11 protein-coding genes are annotated in these 20090 nt (G+C 36.4%); 8 read left to right on the top strand and 3 right to left on the bottom strand.

The window, feature by feature from the left end; translation table 11 throughout:
* Positions 1-323 precede the first annotated feature (323 nt).
* A complete protein-coding gene (locus tag R2Q70_RS08700) occupies positions 324-2108 on the top strand; it encodes a glycoside hydrolase family 15 protein (protein WP_316807215.1) in 1785 nt (594 codons plus the stop codon).
* A gap of 219 nt (positions 2109-2327) precedes the next feature.
* Here R2Q70_RS08700 and R2Q70_RS08705 read toward each other — a convergent pair whose 3' ends face one another.
* The 3 genes from R2Q70_RS08705 to R2Q70_RS08715 all read right to left on the bottom strand — a co-directional run bounded on the left by R2Q70_RS08705 (position 2328) and on the right by R2Q70_RS08715 (position 7507).
* Complete coding sequence (locus R2Q70_RS08705; protein WP_316807216.1) at positions 2328-4517, bottom strand: bifunctional alpha,alpha-trehalose-phosphate synthase (UDP-forming)/trehalose-phosphatase; 2190 nt, start codon at positions 4515-4517, stop codon at positions 2328-2330.
* Between the two features lie 155 nt (positions 4518-4672).
* Positions 4673-5953 carry a sensor histidine kinase gene (locus R2Q70_RS08710; protein WP_316807217.1) on the bottom strand — a complete coding sequence of 427 codons (1281 nt, stop codon included), beginning with the start codon at positions 5951-5953 and terminating at the stop codon, positions 4673-4675.
* A 144-nt stretch (positions 5954-6097) separates the two neighbouring features.
* The gene (locus R2Q70_RS08715; RefSeq protein WP_316807218.1) at positions 6098-7507 is read right to left on the bottom strand and encodes a sigma-54 dependent transcriptional regulator; all 1410 of its coding nucleotides are present in this window, start codon (positions 7505-7507) and stop codon (positions 6098-6100) included.
* Positions 7508-7733: 226 nt separating this feature from the next.
* Between R2Q70_RS08715 and R2Q70_RS08720 the strand changes: the two genes are divergently transcribed.
* The 7 genes from R2Q70_RS08720 (at position 7734) to R2Q70_RS08750 (ending at position 20032) form a co-directional block, all read left to right on the top strand.
* Positions 7734-8978: an efflux RND transporter periplasmic adaptor subunit gene (locus tag R2Q70_RS08720; RefSeq protein ID WP_316807219.1), complete on the top strand. Its 1245-nt coding sequence runs from the start codon at positions 7734-7736 to the stop codon at positions 8976-8978.
* A 5-nt stretch (positions 8979-8983) separates the two neighbouring features.
* Positions 8984-9376 (top strand): hypothetical protein, encoded by a 393-nt coding sequence (locus R2Q70_RS08725; protein WP_316807220.1) that lies wholly within the window; start codon positions 8984-8986, stop codon positions 9374-9376.
* Positions 9377-9384: 8 nt separating this feature from the next.
* The gene (locus R2Q70_RS08730) at positions 9385-10083 is read left to right on the top strand and encodes an ABC transporter ATP-binding protein (RefSeq protein ID WP_316807221.1); all 699 of its coding nucleotides are present in this window, start codon (positions 9385-9387) and stop codon (positions 10081-10083) included.
* Positions 10084-10300: 217 nt separating this feature from the next.
* Entirely contained in the window at positions 10301-12670 is a 2370-nt protein-coding gene (locus R2Q70_RS08735; RefSeq protein WP_316807222.1) for an ABC transporter permease, read from the top strand.
* 76 nt (positions 12671-12746) lie between these two features.
* On the top strand, positions 12747-15131 hold the full coding sequence (locus tag R2Q70_RS08740) for an ABC transporter permease (RefSeq protein WP_316807223.1): 2385 nt from the start codon (positions 12747-12749) through the stop codon (positions 15129-15131).
* A 76-nt stretch (positions 15132-15207) separates the two neighbouring features.
* Positions 15208-17586 (top strand): ABC transporter permease, encoded by a 2379-nt coding sequence (locus R2Q70_RS08745; RefSeq protein ID WP_316807224.1) that lies wholly within the window; start codon positions 15208-15210, stop codon positions 17584-17586.
* A gap of 76 nt (positions 17587-17662) precedes the next feature.
* The gene (locus R2Q70_RS08750) at positions 17663-20032 is read left to right on the top strand and encodes an ABC transporter permease (protein WP_316807225.1); all 2370 of its coding nucleotides are present in this window, start codon (positions 17663-17665) and stop codon (positions 20030-20032) included.
* The last annotated feature ends 58 nt before the right edge of the window (positions 20033-20090 follow it).

The raw sequence follows: 20090 nt of genomic DNA on the forward strand, positions 1-20090 counted from the left end.
ACGAATACCACTTAAACAGGTTTTTTTGAAAGTGGAAGCTCAGCATTTCATTGCGGATTTCAGCCCTGCTTTTCGTTGCAATATTTTTACTTCTGTCATTCCGAGGAACGAGGAATCTGTTTCATCGGTTACAGATGCTTCGTACCTCAGCATGACAGCATATTCGAAGTTGCTAAAAAAATATTTCCACTCCAATCAGGCTTATTTAACAAAGATTGCTCCCCTCAAAATGTCAAAGTCTCCTAACGAATTAAGCTTTTTCACATTCCTGCCAACAATTTACTTTTAAACCTGTTAGGTTATAAACACACACAAAATTGCTTATGGCTGAACAACACCTTTATCAAACAGGAATAATAGGGAATTGTGCTTTTATGGCGCATGTAAATAAAAATACAGACATATCCTGGCTTTGCTGGCCGCGTTTCGATAGTCCGTTTGTATTTGGAAGTTTATTAGATAAAAAGAAAGGCGGCGAATTTTCAATTTTGCCGCAAGGTGAATATACCTCCACTCAATATTATATTGAAAATACCAATGTTTTACGAACAGAAATTACCTCAGAAGACGGGAAATATCGTATAACCGATTTTGCGCCACGTTTTCATCTTTACGAACGGTATTTCAAGCCATTGATGTTTATTCGAAAAATTGAACCGCTAGAAGGAAACCCGCGGGTAACCATTAAATGTGAACCCGTTTGTGATTATGGAAAAAATAAAATGCGTGCAAGCCGGGGCAGCAACCACATCGATTACCATGGTTGCGATGAAAATATCCGATTGAGTACCAATGTTTCTTTAACCTATATATTGGATGAGAAGGCTTTCGTTTTAAATGAGTCGAAATACCTGATTATGACTTATGGCGAAAACCTGGAAGCACCAATTGTAAGCACGGCAGAAAATTTCCTTCGCGAAACTGTGGCTTATTGGCGATTGTGGATCAAACATTCATCCATCGCAGGCTTTTACCAACCTTTTGTTATTCGTTCTGCCTTGGTTTTAAAAATTCATCAATACGAAGATACCGGAGCAATCATCGCTGCAAGTACAACCAGTTTGCCCGAATCTCCAGGCAGTACAAGAAACTGGGATTATCGCTATTGCTGGTTAAGAGATTCTCATTATGTGCTAACATCGCTGAATCACATCGGCCATTTCGAGGAGATGGAGAAATATTTCAATTATCTATCAGACATTTCTCAAGCAGAAGATGAGCGTTACCAACCTTTATATGGTATAGCTGGTGAAAGAGAAATTGTCGAAACCACATTAGATCATTTGGAAGGGTATAAAGGTGAGCAACCGATTAGGATTGGAAACCAGGCTTACGAGCATATTCAAAATGATATTTATGGACAGGTTCTTACTTCTATGTTGCCACTTTACACCGACCATCGTTTTGTATTTTCAGAACGCAGTGATTCGGTGAAATGGATTGAAAGTGTTTTATCAAAAATTGAAAGAACAATTGATGAAAAGGATGCCGGCATTTGGGAGTTTAGGAATATCGCCAACATGCATTGTTATAGTAACTTATTTCAATGGGCTGGTGCGCATGCTGCTTTAAAAATGGCGAAAACGATTGGAAATAAGGATTTCGAAGAGCGGGCAACTATTTTAATTGATAAGGCTGCGGCACATATCGAGGCTTGCTACGATCCTGAAAGAAAAGTTTATACCAATGCGGTTGGCAGCACTCATTTAGATGCAAGTACTTTGCAGTTAATTATGATGGGTTATTTAGACCCAGCTTCTGATAAGGCAAAAGATCATTTAATTGCTTTAGAGAAAGAACTTAAAACTGAAGATGGTTTATTCTACCGCTATTTGCATGCTGATGATTTCGGTAAGCCAAAAACTACCTTCTTGATTTGTGCTTTCTGGTATGTGGAAGCGCTCGCTTGCGTGGGCAGGGTTGATGAGGCAATTGAAGAATTCGAAAATATCATCAAATACTGCAACCATTTATTACTTTTTAGTGAAGACGTTGATGCTAAAACTGGTAGTCAGTGGGGGAATTTTCCGCAGGCATATAGCCATGTTGGTTTAATGAATGCTGCTTATCGAATTGCGATAAAGTTAGATAGACCTGTGTTTTTATAAGTCTATTTATTATTTCCCGCAGATTTGAGAAGATATTCGCAGCGCAATGAGCGAGTATCATTTCAAATTTGCGGGAAATTTTTTGCTAAAAAAGGTCTGTGGTAACACAGACCTTGGAACAAGATTTTTAATGTTGTCACATTGAGCTTACCGAAGTGTTGGGACAGGTTGTCGAAATGCCTTAAAAAGGTTCTTCAGCAAGCTCAGAATGACAATCTATTAACCTCTTTCTACAAATTCCTCTTTAACCAAACTCCAAAGCAATTTTCTAACTTCCTTAAAGTCATTCAGGTAATATTTTGCTTCAGATAGATTGTTTCCAACTTTTACCGTAATCGCATCATCAGGTAATGCTTTGAAAATATCTTCATCCGTATGATCATCTCCAAGAGCGATGATAAAATCTGGATGTTTATCGTATAGCCAATTCAGTGCAGCTTTTCCTTTATTTACTTCGATGTTCTTAAATTCAATAACCTTATTTCCTGGCATTAGCTGCAAGCCTTTATCAGCGGCTAAAATCTTCATGTGGCTTACAATTTCGTTGGCCCGTAACTCACCTAAACCTTCTTCTGCTTTGCGGTAATGCCATACTAAAGAATAGCTTTTTTCTTCAATAAATGAACCTGGGGTTCTATCGGTGTAAGTTTCTAAAAGTGTTCTGATTTCGCTTTTCCACTGATCGGTAAGTAAAGGAAGGGAATTCCACTTATCGCCGTAGGTTTTTTGCCATGCGCCATGCTCTGCAATTAAATCAACCTTTAAATGCCCGAACCAGTTTTCGAGTGTTTCATTTCTTCTACCACTAATAATCACAACTTTATTTGCTGCATCTAGTGTCAGGTTTTCAATCAAATCGTATAACTCATCATCAGGAGAGGCATCATCGATATTTCCGGTAAAGTCAACCAGTGTACCATCGTAGTCCAGAAACAAAACACGATCGCTGGTTTCTGCATATTTAGCAGCAATAATTTCGTTAACCGAATTTACGGCATGTTTGGTTTGTAATGATTTTTGAGAATCTTTCACTTCGTTTAGTCTTAAAATAAAATTATTAACCCAATGTTTTACATTGAATTTTTCTACAATTGCCCGCATGGCTTTCATGCGTTGCTGTTGTTCTTCTAAAGGCATTTTTAATGCGGTAACGATGGCTTCCATAATATCGCCAAGGTTGTTCGGATTAACAACGAGTGCTTCGGTAAGCTCTTTCGATGCTCCGGCCATTTCACTCAAAATCAATACGCCATCATTATCGTTTCTGCTGGCTACATATTCTTTACTCACCAGGTTCATCCCATCTCGCATTGGCGTAACCAGGCAGATATCGGCTGAAGAATAAAGCGCCGACAAAACCTCAATTGGAAAAGACCGATAAAAATAATTTACCGGAATCCAATCCATAGAGCGATACCTGGCATTCAGGTTACCAACAAACTGATCAATCTGGTCGCGTAGTTCGCTATATTGCGGAACATTATCCCTTGAAGGAACAACGATCATAAAAAGTTCAATTTTGCCGATGTACTCCGGATGCATTTGCAAAAGCAGTTCAAGCGCTTTTAATCGCTCTAAAATACCTTTGCTATAATCTAACCGATCAATGGAAAGAATAATTTTAATTTCGTCTTTTCCATATTTGAAATGGTCTATTTCTTCAATTACGGTTTGTGTGGATGTTAAAGAAGAGAATTTATCAAAATCGATTCCCATCGGAAATGCTTCGATAACGATTTGCCTTTCGTTGCTGTTCAGCACATTTGATGATGAATTAACAGGTAGCAAACGCGTTGCGGTACTGATAAAATGGCGAACATCATCATAAGTATGGAAACCTATTAAATCTGAGCCGATAAGACCATTCAATAACTCTTCCCGCCAGGGAATTAATCTAAAAATTTCGTAAGATGGAAAGGGGATATGCTGGAAAAACCCAATGGTTGAATTGGGAAGTTTTTCCCTTAAAATTCCAGGTAATAAAAGTAATTGATAATCTTGAATCCATATTTTATCGCTTCTGTTAAGTACCTGCATGGCACTTTTAGCGAACTTTTCGTTTACCGATTTATAGCAATCCCAATAATTTTGTTCGTAATGTGCGTAAGTAACCAGATAATGGAAAACCGGCCACAACACTTCGTTAGAGAAGCCTTCGTAATATAAATTAATTTCTTCTTGGGTAAGGAACACCGGGTAGAGGTTAAGTTCCCCTAATTTCTGGATTACTTCTTCCTGCCGGTCTTCGGGAACTTCTATTCCCGGCCAGCCAACCCAAATGGAGTTGCCTGTTTTGTACACGTCACCCAATCCGGTAGCAAGGCCACCTTCGCTTGGAATGAACGTATACTCGTTGTTTTCTTCGATGATTTTAACGGGTAGTCTGTTCGATATTATAACTGTCTTCATGCTTGTATCTAATGTATTCACATAAATAAAAGCAGTTCAAACACTTTTTGTTTGGAATTTGTTTCAAAAGAAACATTCAAATGATTAAAATACCAGCTAAAAAATTGTTTGATTGTTTGAATTGATAAATTGCTAATTGAAGATTTGGGCGTCAATTAAACGTAATTAAATAGCAACGAAAATGTAGTTTGCTCGTTTGGTGTTGAAACAACTTCAATACTTCCCCGGTGCATTTTCATAATGTTTCTGCTAATGGTTAAACCAATGCCAGAGCCATTTTTTCGGGTGGTGTAAAAAGGAACGAAAATTTTTTCCAAATCAGCAGCTTCAATTCCTTTACCATTATCGCTAACATCAATGTATAATTTTGTGTTTTCTAATCGATAACTGACAGAAATATGTGGATTCAAGTTTTCTTCTACGGCATAAATACTATTCGTAATAAGATTAATCAGCACTTGTTCAACTAATTTTAAATCAAGCTGAACAGTAATTTTCGATGATGTTTGTTCTACATCTAAAACTACGTTTTTAACTTTTGCAAATGGCTGCATCAGTACCTTTATGTGTTTTAGTATTTCGCCAATGGTATGAGGTTGGAGGTTAGGTGTGGGCAATTCCGCAATCAGGCGGTAATCTTTTACAAAATCCAATAATCCAGAGGAACGGCGTTTAATGGTTTGTAATGCTGTTTTCAAATCTTCCATTTCGTCCAAATCAAGGTTTTCCTTATTAGTAACCATGCTATTTATCGTATCAGATAATGAGCTGATTGGAGTAATGGAATTTAAAATCTCATGAGAAATTACACCAATTAATCTATTCCAGGCTTCTGTTTCTTTTTGCTCAATTTCATCTTTTATGTTTTGAAAACTGATGATGGTGTAATTTTTTCCGTAGAGATTTAATGGAATAACTTCTGTAGAAAGCTGAATAAGTTTATCCTGAATCTTCAGTTCCAGGAAACGCTTTCCTCCGGAAGAAATCTGATCGACTTCTTCGGCAAAATTTGGTAAATGTTGCTGCAAGCGGTGCCAATATTTATAAGCCGGAACGCCGAGCAGATTTGAAGCCGCCTGGTTAAAAAAAGCAATTTCTTCGTTGTTTTGTTCGGTTTTTGTGTTGTTCACCACGATTACACCAACAGGAACCTGTTCTAAAATGGTTTTAATCAATTGGAACATTGCTTCTTGCTCCAAACGAATTTGTTTATGCACCTGAAGGATATCTCCGAAAGACTCATAAAGCTCAGGAAAACTTCCCCTCGTGGCTTTGTTTTTGAAATTCAGCGTGTGGTCTCGGGTTTTTACTGCTAGAATGAAACGTTTAATATCTGAGCGGATTTCGTTGATGTAGTAATAAAGCGATATAACCGAACCCAATAAAATTAAACCTACGCCAATAATGGTAAACCACAATTCAGTGTTTTTAATCAAGTAATATAACAAATAGCCCAGCAAATTAATGAGAGCTAAGCGTGATATTAAACGAAAAGTAAAGCGTTTGTAAAACATTTGTTAAAGCTTAAAGCTTAAAGCGAAAAGTCCAAAGCTTTCTGCTTTAGTCTTTCAGCTTTTAGCTTAAATTCCAAATTTCTCAATTCTCCTATACAATGCTGCTCTGGTTAAACCCAGTTCGGCAGCGGCTTTTGATATATTGCCTTTGTGCTTATCAATCGCTTTTTGCACCATCATTTTTTCCATATCGCCTAATGCCATTTCATCAGGTATAGCATTATTTTGTGCAAATCGCTGCGGACTTAACTGTAAATCTTGCTCCGTAATTTCATTTCCATCGCTCATAATCACTGCTCGTTCTAGTACATGTTGCAACTCCCTAACATTTCCTGGAAAGTTATAGTTTAACAATACACTTTTCGCCTGTGTGCTTAAACTTCGTAATTCTTTATGGTATTTGGAACTGAATACCTGCATAAAATGATTAGCCAAAAGTAAAATATCATTTCCGCGTTTGCGTAGTGGTGGCAGTAATAATTCAACGGTATTAATTCTAAAAAGTAAATCCTGGCGGAAGGTATTTTTAGCAACCATTTCATTCAAGGGCATGTTGGTTGCTGTTATTAAACGAACATTTACTTTGCGTTCTTTGCTTTCTCCGAGTCGTGTTACTGTTCTATTCTGTAAAACGCTTAATAGTTTTGCTTGCAAAGGCAAGGTAAGATTTCCAATTTCATCTAAAAAGATCGTTCCACCATCAGCCAATTCAAATCTGCCAGGCTTGTCTTCCTTTGCATCGGTAAAAGCGCCTTTGGCATAACCAAAAAGCTCACTTTCAAATAAATTTTCGTTCAGTGAACCTAGATCTACATGCATGAACACCTGATTTTTTCGTTGTGAATTGCCATGAATTTCGTACGCAAAAACCTGTTTGCCTGTTCCGTTTTCTCCTAAAATCAAAACATTGGCATCTGTAGGTGCAACTTTTAATAAGGTATTTTGCAAATTTCTGATCACATCAGCCTCACCAACAATATGTTCGAACCCACGCGTCATATCTTTGTGGAGGGAGGTGTGGATTTTTTCTAGTTTTTTAACTTTTCTGTTTGATTCTCGAAGTTTGGATGCGGCAGAAATGGTTGCGAAAAGCTTTTCATTTTCCCAGGGTTTGAGAATAAAATCTGTGGCACCTTTTTTAATGGCTTTGACCGCAAGTTCCACATTGCCAAAGGCAGTCATTAAAATAACAACATAATCTTTATCTATTGCTAAAATATGTTCCAGCCAATACAAACCCTCTCGTCCATCGCTTGCACCTTTTTGATAGTTCATATCAAGCAGAATGATATCAACTTCGTTTTTACTTAGTAAAACATTTATTTCTTTTGGCGATTTGCAGGTAATTACCTGTTTAACTTGTTGCTTTAAAAACAAACGGGCACTTAAAAGAATGTCCTCGTCATCATCTATAATCAAAACTGTGGTGTTTAACCCCTCCGCCCCTAAAGGGGAACTTGAATGTCTACCGTTCATATTAAATGGCTATATTAAATATTACAATTCCATCTCGCCTGTAACTCCCCCTTCAGCGGGCCGGGGGTAAATTTAACCAAACTGTCCGCTCCCGCACATAAACTGTTCGATAACGAACACCATAAAAATATAAAAATTTTTAAGTATTTGATTATTAGTTATTTATTTGTGTTTGGGGTGATTGGCACAAGCTTGGTTATTAAGCAACCGAACAGCTTACCAAACAATGGATAAAAAAATAGAGAAGAAAAGATTTAGCACCAAAACCCTTTTAATATTAGGTGGAGCAATTGCTTTTGTGGCAGTTGTAATCTATGGATATACTTTATCTTTAAAAAAGACTTATAGTGCCGATGCCGATAAATTAACCGTTAGCAAGGTTGAATATGGAGATTTTGAAGATGTGGTTTTACTAAATGCAAGTGTTGTTCCGTTAACTTCAGTAATTGTAAGTTCATCAGAAGGTGGTACAGTTGCTCAGATTTTTACAGAAAATGGTGCGTCTGTCGTAAAAGGAACACCACTTTTGAGAATAGAAAACTCAAACGCCATGATGGGATACACCTCTCAGCAAACGGCAGCTACCGAACAAATTAATCAGTTGCGTAAATCGAGATTAGACTTAGAGCAAAATCAAAGGATACTGAACCAGGATGTTTTAGACGTAGAAAACAATCTTCGTACAGCAATCCGACAGTATAGAATTGATAGTGCTTTGTTTGCAAAAAAAGTGATCACACAGCAAGAATTTAATAAGTCGAGCCAGGATTACGAGTATTATCAGGGTAAACTTAAAATTGTTCGTCAGGCCATAAAACAAGAAAACCAAAGCCGTAAGATGCAACTTTCTCAAATCGACCAATCGATGGGGCAGATGAATGAAAGCCTGGAAATGATTCGTCGTAACATCGAAAACATGACAATTAAAGCGCCAGTTTCCGGTAAATTATCATCGTACGACCCGGTTATTGGTAAATCATACAATTCAAATGAGATGATTGGAAAAATTGATGTTTTACAAGGGTATAAGCTACAGGCTGGTGTTGATGAATATTACATTAACCGGGTTAAAGAAGGGCAAACTGCTACTTGCGAATTTAACGGCAAAACATACAACTTAACTGTTAGCAAGGTAATTCCAGAGGTTACTGCAGGGCAGTTTCAGGTTGAAATGATTTTTAAAGGTGCTGCACCAGATGGATTACGCCGCGGTTTATCGTTACAAACAAAATTAACTTTATCTGATAACAGCAAATCTTTACTGCTTGCTCAGGGTCAGTTTTTCCAAAGTACAGGCGGTTCGTGGGTATTTGTGGTAAACAATGGTAAAGCAATTAAGAAAAACGTTAAAATCGGCAGAAAAAATTACCTGTATTATGAGATTTTAGAAGGTTTGGCTAAAGGCGATCAAGTAATTACTTCGTCTTACGACCAATTTAACCAATACGATCAGGTAGAAATTAATAAATAGATCACATGAATAGATTTTTGATAACTACGATTTTAGCTTGCTTTTCTTTTTTAGCAAATGCGCAAAGTATCTTTAAAAAGGAGGCCAACTGGATTGATAATAAGGATGGCGTAAACTATGAAATGAATATTTACAGTAAATCGGGAAAAGATGCTGATGCAAAGACGGCCAAAGCTGATTTCACAATAATAGGAGATTTAGCGATGCTCGAAAAAGTTGAATTGAAAAAAGAGGGGAAACTCAAAATTAATTTAGCATTAAAACCAGAAACTAGCGAGTTACAATTGCAACCTGGATTATATACATTCAAAATTTACCACAAAAAACTCGGCATAAAGGATTTTGATGTAGAATTGAAAAACGCCCAAAAAAACAATATTAAACTAACCATCAAATAAGTTGCCTCATGATTAAAATAGAAAACCTGGAAAAAGTTTACAAAACCGAAGAAGTGGAAACTACAGCACTAAACGGAATCAATCTTCACGTAAAAGAAGGCGAATTCGTTTCGATAATGGGTCCTTCTGGTTGTGGAAAATCAACCTTATTAAACGTGATGGGTTTGTTAGATAAACCTGAAAGCGGCAGCTACAAGTTTATTGATACCGAACTTTTAACCTTAAACGATAAAGAGCGCTCAAATTTCCGTAAGCGAAATATGGGTTTTGTTTTTCAGAATTTTAACTTAATTGATGAGTTAACCGTTTTCGAAAACATAGAACTGCCACTCATTTACAACAAAATCCCAGCGGGGGAACGCAAGAAATTGGTTAATGAAATCATTGAAAGGATGAACATCGTTAACCGAAGCGGTCACTTTCCGCAACAGCTTTCTGGTGGTCAGCAGCAGCGTGTAGCGGTTGCAAGGGCATTAGTTACCAAACCGAAATTGGTTTTAGCCGATGAGCCTACAGGAAACCTGGATAGTTCGCATGGTAATGAAGTGATGGAATTACTTTGCGAATTAAATGAAACCGGAACAACGATTGTAATGGTAACACACTCGAGCCATGATGCAAGTTTTTCAAACAGAATCATCAACCTGAAAGATGGCCACGTGATTTCTGAAAAGATAAATAAAAGCAGAAACGAAGAGTTGATTTAATTGAGTTAAAGGTTGCGAGTTATCTTTTACAAGGCTGGTCGCTTTAAAGTTCAGTACAAATTTTCAACCCTAAAAATAGTTTTAGTTTAATGATAGCCAATCGAATCTTCCTGGATGGGAAGATTCGGATCAGGCACTAAAAGGTTAAAAGTAGTACGTTATAAGTTTTACGTGCTGTACTTACAACTTAAAACTGACCGCGTAATACTTCAAAAAAATGTTCAAATTAAATTTAAAAATCGCATTGCGAAACCTTTGGAAAAATAAAGGATTTTCTCTGATCAATATCGGAGGATTGGCCATTGGACTAGCAAGCTGTATGATATTGCTGCTATATGTAGCCTACGAATGGAGTTTTGATAAGGGGTTTGCCAATAGTGATAAAACTTATGTAATTTATCAGAATGCTCCTGCAAATGGTAAAATTTTTAGCTGGGCGTGGACACCAAATGCAATGGCCGAAGAAGTTGCCGCTAAAATACCGGGTATTAAATATGCATCACACAGTACTTATCCGTCTACAAAATTAATTTCCATTGGTGATAAAAGAATCAACTCGAGAGTAAATTTTGCTGACCCATCTTTCATTAAAATATTTGATTATAAATTTATCAAGGGCAATCCTCAAGAGGCTTTAAAAAATGTTAATTCTATTATTCTGACAGAATCTTTTGCGAAAAAATTGTTTGGTAATGAAGACCCCATAAATAAAACGCTCAAACTTGATAATAAGGATGTTTTAAAAGTTGAGGCCATAATTGAAGATATCCCTGCAAACAACTCGATAATTTTTGAATGTTTAATGCCCTGGGCACTTTTTGAAAAACGAGAACCGTGGGCAAAAGAAAAAAACTGGGGCAATAATATGTGTTTAACTGTGGCTCAGTTGAAAGATAATCGATTTTTTGAGGCTGCAAATGCAAGCATTAAAAACATTTACAAAAGAAACCAGCAAGGAAATACAGCCGAAGCTTTATTGCACCCTTATACGAAATGGCACTTGTACGATGATTTCCAAAATGGGAAATCAGTTGGTGGGAAAATTGAGCAACTGAAAATATTTCTACTATTGGCTTTCTGTATTTTGTTGATTGCCTGTGTAAATTTCATGAACTTATCTACGGCTAGGTCTGAGCGTCGTGCCAAGGAAGTAGGCATTCGTAAAGCAATAGGCTCGACACGGAAATCTTTAGTAGGGCAGTTTTTACTCGAGTCGGTTTTTGTAACCATTATTTCGGGTGTTATGGCTTTTATTTTGGTGGAAGTAAGTTTGCCATACTTCAATAATCTGCTAAACATCGCATTACAAATTGATTATAAAAGTTTAACTTTTTGGTTTACACTTTTAGGCTTAATGGTTTTTACCGGCTTTATGGCTGGAAGCTACCCAGCACTTTATTTATCATCATTCGAACCGATAAAAGTATTAAAAGGTTTAAAAATCAAAACAGATTCTTCTGTTTCCATCAGAAAAGTTCTGGTGGTGGTTCAATTCGTTTTTGCAGCGTGTTTAATTGTTTGTACATCAGTTATTTATCAGCAGCTTAATTATGTAAAAAACAAACCAATCGGATACGATAAATCTAATCTGGTTCAAATTGCAGTTAGCGGCAAGGTTGGCGAAAAAAGCAAACTCGAATTACTCAAAACGCAACTGTTAAAATCTGGGGCAGCAAGCAGCGTAACAACCTTTAGTAAAGACATCACCGAAAGCGGAAACAACACAACTGATGTTAATTGGGAAGGTAAAACCGAAGGAGAATCGATTTTATTTAACAATAGAGGAATTGGTGATGACTTTATTAAAACCATAGGCACAAACTTGGTGGCCGGAAGGGAAATTTCTTCAACAGTTAAAAGCGATAGCAACAACATTATGCTTAATGAAGCCGCTGTTAAAATGATGGGACTTAAAAATCCAATAGGAGCGAAAATTAGGTATTGGGGAACAGAAAAAACAAATGTAGCTGTGGTGAAAGATTTTGTTGTAGAAAGCGCTTATCAGAAAGTTGCACCAATGGTATTTTATCCGAGTTATATGGATGATATACAGGTTATTATTGTTCGGTTAAACTCAAATCAAAACATCAGTACCTCTATTTCAAAAATTGATGAATTGGTTAAACAAATAGAACCTGATTACCCGGTAAACAGAAAATTTGTAGATGAAGGATTTGAACTTAAATTTCAAAACGAAAAGCTTTTAGGAACACTTTCAAACTGGTTCGGTGGTTTTGCAATCTTTATTTCTTGCCTTGGCCTATTGGGTTTAGCACTTTTCATGGCAGAACAAAGGAAAAAAGAAATCAGTATCCGTAAAGTTTTGGGTGCAAATACAACAAGTATTTTAACGCTGCTAAATAAAGATTTTATCAAACTGGTTGCTATCGCCAACTTAATCGCTTTCCCGATAGCGTACATCATCATCAATAAATGGTTATCTGCTTTTGAATATCGGATATCAATATCTGCTTTACCTTTTTTAATTGCGGTTGCATTATCTGTCCTTATTGCCATTCTAACAGTAAGTATACAATCGGTAAAAGTGGCAAAAGCTAATCCGGTTGATGCTTTGAAATATGAATAGAGCTGAAAGCTCAAAGCAAAAAGCCTAAGGCTATTTGCTGGGTCTTGATACTCGATACTAAATACTTGATACTACAATGTTCAAATTAAACTTAAAAATCGCGTTGCGGAATCTTTGGAGAAACAAAGGAATCACGTTAATTAATGTTGGTGGTTTAGCGATTGCTTTGGCTGCGTTTATTTTGGTAATGATGTATTTTACGTATGAAACCAGCTACGATAAATCAAACCCCAACTATAAAAATATTTATGTAGTTGGAGTAGCCTATCCGGAATTCAAAACCAATTACGTTGCAGCACCATTTGCAGTAGCCATTAAGCAAAATTTTCCTGAAGTTGAGTCAGTAGGTTTGACAAAAGATAGCTCTTTTGAACTAACAATTAAAAATGGGAAAAACTCACTTTTTACGAGAAAAATTCTAGTTGTTGATTACAATGCAGCTAAAATTTTAAATATAAATCCGGATGGTGGTTTGGTTAGGCCAGCAGGCGATGTAGAAAGGCTTACTTACCTAAGTACCGAAAGCATGAAAACGCTTTTTCCAAGTAAAAAAGATAATAAGCCAGAACTGGTAGGGTTTGGAGCAAGTAATTCTGGGATAACAGGGACAATTGCAGGTTCAATTAAAAACGATGTACATTCTAACTTTACTTTTGATGGTGTTTCTATTGGCAACGAATTAGGTAAAGGCGATAATTATGATATGAATGATTACAGCATTTATTTACAATTAAAACCAGGGGTTGATTTAAAAAGTTTACAACAAAAAATATCCAACTTATATAGAACCGAATTATTACAAAGTAAAAAAGATAAAAAAAGTGAAGAAATAAAAGGTATTTCAACATTTCTCGATCCACTCTCCAACCAGCATTTAAAGCCAAAAGCAGGTAGCGATGCTGCTTATAAAATACTAATAGCACTTTCAACTTTAGGGATATTGATTTTGCTTATTGCGTGTATCAATTTCACCAACTTGAGTATTGCACAGGCTGCCAAACGTGCTAAAGAAGTTGGAGTGAAAAAAGTAATGGGTGCTTTCCGTTTTCAATTGGCAACTCAGTTTTTGATAGAGATTTTAATGCAATGTTTCGCAGCTATCATTTTGGCTTTAATTCTGGCTGAATTAGCATTGCCAAGTTTTACCAATCTATTTCAGGTGCAACTATCTATCTGGCATTTCGATAATAGTCTGTTTTGGCAAATGCCGTTAATTTTAGTTTTAATAACCCTTATTGCGGGGATTTACCCGGCAATGGTTTTATCTGGTTTTAAACCTGCTTTGGTTTTAAAAGGGAATTTTTCTACCAGTCGACAAACTTCCTGGCTGAGAAACGGACTATTGGTCTTTCAGTTTAGCATTGCCGTAATTTTTATTATTGGTGTATTGATTATCAATTCGCAATTAAAATATATGCGAAGCCAGGATTTAGGTTTTACAGCAAATCAAGTTGTTTATATCAAAAATTTAACGCTCTTCAATAATCCTGCAAAATTTGGTTCACTAAGTTTTGAGCCAGTGAGAGAAAAATTACTGAAAATTCCTGGAGTAAAATCGGCAACTGTGGCTTCTTTTATTCCTGGGGGAACAAACGGAATCAATAACTATAAAGCAAATGGCGTAAAAGCAAATATAGATTTCGTAAATGTAGATTTTGATTATTTCGAAACACTTGATATTAAGTTAAAAGATGGCCGCTTTTTTTCGAATGCATTTAAAACTGATACCGCGAACGCTGCTATTATAAACGAAAGTGCTCTTGCAAAATATGGAATTAAAAATCCCATCAGTCAGATTATAACTGGTTGCAACATTGATTATAAAATAGTTGGAGTAATTAAAGATTTTAAAACGCAAGGCTTTGAAACTGCCGTTCAGCCAACCATTTACACCATAAAAGACCCTTGTGGAAGTTTCAAAACTGAAATTTTGCTGAAAATTGAGCAGAATAAAATGGCAGCAGCGTTGGCAACATTAAAATCTCAATGGTCTCAAATTAATCCAAAAGATGGTGAGGATTTTAGATATGAATTTTTAGATGGACTTTATGGTAGGCTCTTCAAGAAACAAGAGCAGCTGCAATCTGTATTTTTTGCTGCGGCTTTGTTAACCATATCTATCGCCATTTTAGGCCTTTTTGCTTTTGCAAAATACATTACCAATGGTAGAATTAAAGAAATAGCGGTTCGTAAAATTTTAGGTGCAAGTGATATTCAAATTTTTAAACTGATTAACACTTCATTTTTTATGATGGTGCTTATAGCTAATTTAATTTCCTGGCCTATCGCATACGTTCTAACTAACAAATGGCTCGAAACATTTGCCTATAGAATCGATTTGCCGGTACTGCCATTTATCAGCAGCGCATTAATCACCATTTTATTAACTGTAATCACCGTTAGTTTTCAGGCTAAAAAAGCTGTAAAAGCTAACCCGGTTGATGCTTTGAAATATGAATAGAGCTAAAAGCTCAAAGCAAAAAGCCTAAGGCTATTTGCAAGGTCTTGATACTTGATACTAAATACTTGATACTACAATGTTCAAATTAAACTTAAAAATCGCCTTGCGTAACCTGTGGAAGAACAAAACTTCTTCTTTTATTAATGTAATCGGTTTAGCAATTGGTCTTGCAGCTTGTTTAATGCTGTTATTGTACGTTTCTTATGAATGGAATTTTGATAAACAGGCCAAAAATTCTGCAAATGTTTTTGTAGCAATGACAAATGTTCCGGGCGAAGGCAATAAAATTGCCGGAACCTTTAATGGGACTACCACTGCTTTGGCGCCACTCTTGAAACAATATTTACCAGAGGTTAAATATATTGCCCGCATGGATTATGGCAAAAAAAGTTTAATTGCCAACGGACAAAACAGTTATAAAAAAGATTCGAAATTTGCCGAACCAGATATCCTCAAAATGTACGATTATGAGTTTATTTCAGGCGATGCAAAAACAGCGCTTATAAATCCATTGTCAGTTATTTTAACAGAAAGTACAGCAAAAACTTTGTTCGGAACAACTGATGTTTTAAATAAATCTGTTCGTTATCAGGATAAGGAAAACCTCATCATCACCGCTGTAATTAAAGATTTACCAGAAAATAGTTCTAACCGTTTTGATTTTTTAATGCCATGGTCTTTTTACGAAATTGTAGATGGTAGCGCTAAAGATTTGAATTGGAACAACTACAGTTTCGTAACCATGGTATCTTTAAATCCAGATGCAAATATTGATTTGGTAAATCGTAAAATTGAAGCTTTGGTTAAAGCTAATGCACCACAAAATTCGCAATCACAGCCACATTTTCTTTATCAGGCCAGTAAACTACACTTATTCGGTAAGTTTGAAAACGGCAAACCTGCGGGTGGCGATATAGACCAAATATATCTTTTTGTTGGTCTGGCATTTGGAATTTTACTTATTGCCTGCATCAATTTTATGAATATGGCAACCGCCAAATCAGAAAAAAGGGCAAAGGAAGTTGGTATCAAAAAAACCATTGGGGCAAATCGTTCATCGTTAATTCTTCAATTTTTAACAGAATCGATGGTGCTTACGTTGGTTGCGGTTGTACTTGCTATTGCTTTATTAGAACTTTCTCTTCCGGCATTTAATCAGTTACTAAATATAAACCTGGGTATTTCATATTTCAATACAGCAAGTTGGGTTGGTATATTAGGTATCGTATTGGCTACAGGATTAATTGCTGGCAGTTATCCCGCTTTTTATTTGTCAGCTTTTAACCCAATTCAAACCCTAAAGCGAAAAATAACTTCTAAAGGATTTTTAAATATAAGCTTAAGGCAGGTATTGGTTATCGGACAATTTTGTTTTGCCATTATCCTCATTATATCAACTTTGGTTATTTATCGCCAAATCCAATACATCAAAAATAAGCCTGTTGGTTTTGATGTAAATGCTTTAGTCGAAATTCCTCAAGATGGAGAATTGAAAACTAAATTCGATTTATTAAAAACTGAAATGTTGAAATCCGGAGCGGTTACCTCAATGTATCAATCATCTGTTAGCCTTTCTCATCGTGGCCGAAATTTTATGGATATCAAATGGGACGGAATGACAAGGCCCGAAAATACCGTAATGTTTAATCAGGTAGCCACCTCTTACGATTTTATCAAAACCAACGGTATTAAATTATTACAGGGCAGAGATTTTTCGAAGCGCTTTGCCTCAGATACCAGTGCCGTTATTGTGAGCGCATCAGCTGTTAAAGTATTTGGATATAAGGAACCCATTGGTAAAAAAGTAACGCTTTTTGGTTCAAACGCACATATTATAGGTGTGTTTGATGATTACGTTTGGGATTCGCCCTATAAATCGAACAATCCGCAAGTAGTTTTCATAAACCTAAAGCAAACCGGCACCATTACCATGCGCCTTAACAACGCAAATAATTTACAAAGCAATGTCGAAACCATTAGTAGAATTACCAAGGCGTTTAATCCGGCATATCCAACTGAAGTTATTTTCGTGAACTCCCTATACCAGGAGAAATATAAAGCTGAAAAAACACTTGGCATTCTTTCTAACCTCTTCGGCGGATTGGCAATTTTCGTTTCGTGTTTGGGTTTATTCGGCTTGGTTGCGTACAGTGCAGAACAACGCACTAAAGAATTTGGCGTAAGGAAAGTGCTCGGCGCATCTGTGGTTAATTTGATGCAATTATTGTCTTTTTCTTTTATTAAGATGATTGTAGTTGCAATCGTAATAGCGATACCAATCAGTTATTTCGCGATGGGTAAATGGTTAAATAATTTCGAATTTCACACCACAATTAGCTGGTGGATTATGCCGCTCGCCGCAATCGGAACCTTAACAATGGCATTGATAACAGTAAGTTTTCAGGCCTACAGAACCGCAAAAGGAAACCCTGTTGATGCGCTTAAATATGAATAGAGCTAAAAGCTCAAAGCAAAAAGCCTAAGGCTATTTGCAAGGTCTTGATACTTGATACTAAATACATGATACTACAATGTTCAAATTAAACTTAAAAATCGCGTTGCGAAACCTGTGGAAAAATAAGGGATTCTCTCTAATAAATATTGGGGGTTTAGCTATTGGATTAGCAAGCTGTATGCTTCTGCTGTTATATGTATCTTATGAGTTTGCTTTTGATAAGCAGTTTAAAAATTACAAAACCACCTATGTAGCCCACACCAATATGGAGGCTAATGGTAAAGTTCATAGCTGGGCATGGACGCCAGGTTTGCTAGCTCCAGAATTGAAAGCAAAATATCCTTCAATAGTTAATGCCGCAAGGTCTAGTTATCCATTTGAGCAATTGCTTAGCTACAACAATAAGAAAATTAAAAATAGGGGTGTGTTCGCTGACCCTGAATTTTTAAAAATTTTAGATTATAAATTTTTAAGTGGAAACGAGGTTGAACCATTAAAAGATATCAATAGCGTTGTGCTTACGCAATCACTGGCGGATAAACTATTTGGAAACCAAAATCCGCTTGGCAAAATTGTAAAACTAGATAATGAGGATGGACTGAAAGTTGAAGCAATAATTGAAGATCTACCTGCAAATACAAGCATCAAATTTGATTATTTAATGCCCTGGAAATTAAATGAAAAACGCCAAAAATGGATAAAAGAACAAGGTTGGGGAAGTAATTTCTGCTTGACAATAGTGCAACTTCAAAGTAGTGAATTGTTAAATCAGGTTAATAACGATATCAAAGGAATTTATCAGCGCAATCAAAAAGGACTTTTAAATGAATTGTTTCTGCATCCGCTATCCAAACTACATCTTTATAATGAGTTTGAAAATGGTAAATCTGTTGGAGGGAAAATAGACCAACTTAGAATTTTCTTTATCCTGGCCATTTGCATTTTGCTTATTGCCTGCGTTAATTTTATGAATTTGTCTACCGCACGATCGGAGAAACGAGCCAAAGAGGTTGGCGTCCGTAAAGCAATTGGATCCAGTAGGAAATCGCTAATTGCTCAGTTTATTTTAGAAAGCACTTTATTGGCTTCAATCGGAACTGTGATCGCTTTTATATTGGTAGAGGTTAGCTTGCCGTACTTTAACTCAATCTTACAGATCAATTTAATCATTCAATACAACGATTGGAAGTATTGGCTCGTTCTTGTAGCTTTAGTGTTATTTACAGGTTTGCTGGCAGGCAGCTATCCCGCATTTTATCTTTCCTCATTCGATCCAGTAAAAGTTTTAAAAGGTTTTAACTTAAAAACAGGTTCGGCATTCTCGGTAAGAAAAATACTCGTAGTATCCCAATTTGTATTTGCAGCATGCTTAATTATTTGTACTGCGGTTATCTATCAGCAGCTATCCTATATTAAAAACAAGCCAATAGGTTACAGCCAGGGAAATTTAATCCAAATGGCAGCCATGGGGAATTTACAAAAGACAAATAAAATCGAACTGCTGAAAACTCAACTCTTAAGATCGGGTGCTGCAACAAATGTTTCGCTACTAAGTATGAATATTGATGAGGGTGGCAATAATACATCAAATATCAATTGGCCAGGCAAAAACCCAAACGATAAAGTTTTATTTAATCAGAGAGGAATCGGTTATGATTTTATCTCAACCATCGGTGCAAAAATGTTAGCGGGTCGGGAATTTAAAGTCGAATTTCCTGGAGATTCTAACAAAGTATTAATTAACGAGGCCGCTGCTAAAATAATGGCGCTCGAAAATCCCGTAGGTACTGTAATTGAATATGATGAGAATAAGTGTACCATTATTGGTGTGATGAAAGATTTCGTTGCAGAATCTCCATATCAAAAAGTTGCACCAATGATTTTCAACAGGGCATATCACGATAGTGGTGGTGTAATTTTAGTTCGGTTGAACGAAACGCAGAACATAAGTACTTCACTGGCACAAATAGATGCAATTGTGAAAGGTATAAATACTGATTATCCGGTAGACCGGGTTTTTGTAAGTGATTCTTTTGAAGAAAAATTTGAATCAGAAAAACTTTTAGGAACACTTTCGAATTGGTTTGGTGGCTTTGCTATCTTCATTTCCTGTTTGGGCTTGCTAGGTTTAGCTTTGTTTATGGCAGAGCAGCGTAAGAAGGAAATCAGCATTCGAAAGGTTCTTGGCGCCAGCACGGGTAACATTCTTACTTTGCTCAATAAAGATTTTATAAAACTTGTGGTCATTGCCAACCTAATCGCATTCCCTTTGGCTTATATTATCATCAATAGATGGTTATCTGCCTTTGAATACCGCATCAGTATATCGGTGCTGCCTTTCATGCTTGCACTTTTCATCTCGTTTATTATTGCTGTTTTAACGGTTAGCATACAGTCAGTGAAAGTAGCAAGAGCAAATCCGGTTGATGCACTTAAATATGAATAAAGCCGAAAGCCTAAAGCAAAAGGCCTAAAGCCATTTGCAATGTCTTGATACTAAATAC

It is taken from the genome of Pedobacter agri, assembly GCF_032678665.1.
Taxonomy (GTDB): Bacteria; Bacteroidota; Bacteroidia; order Sphingobacteriales; family Sphingobacteriaceae; genus Pedobacter; species Pedobacter agri_A.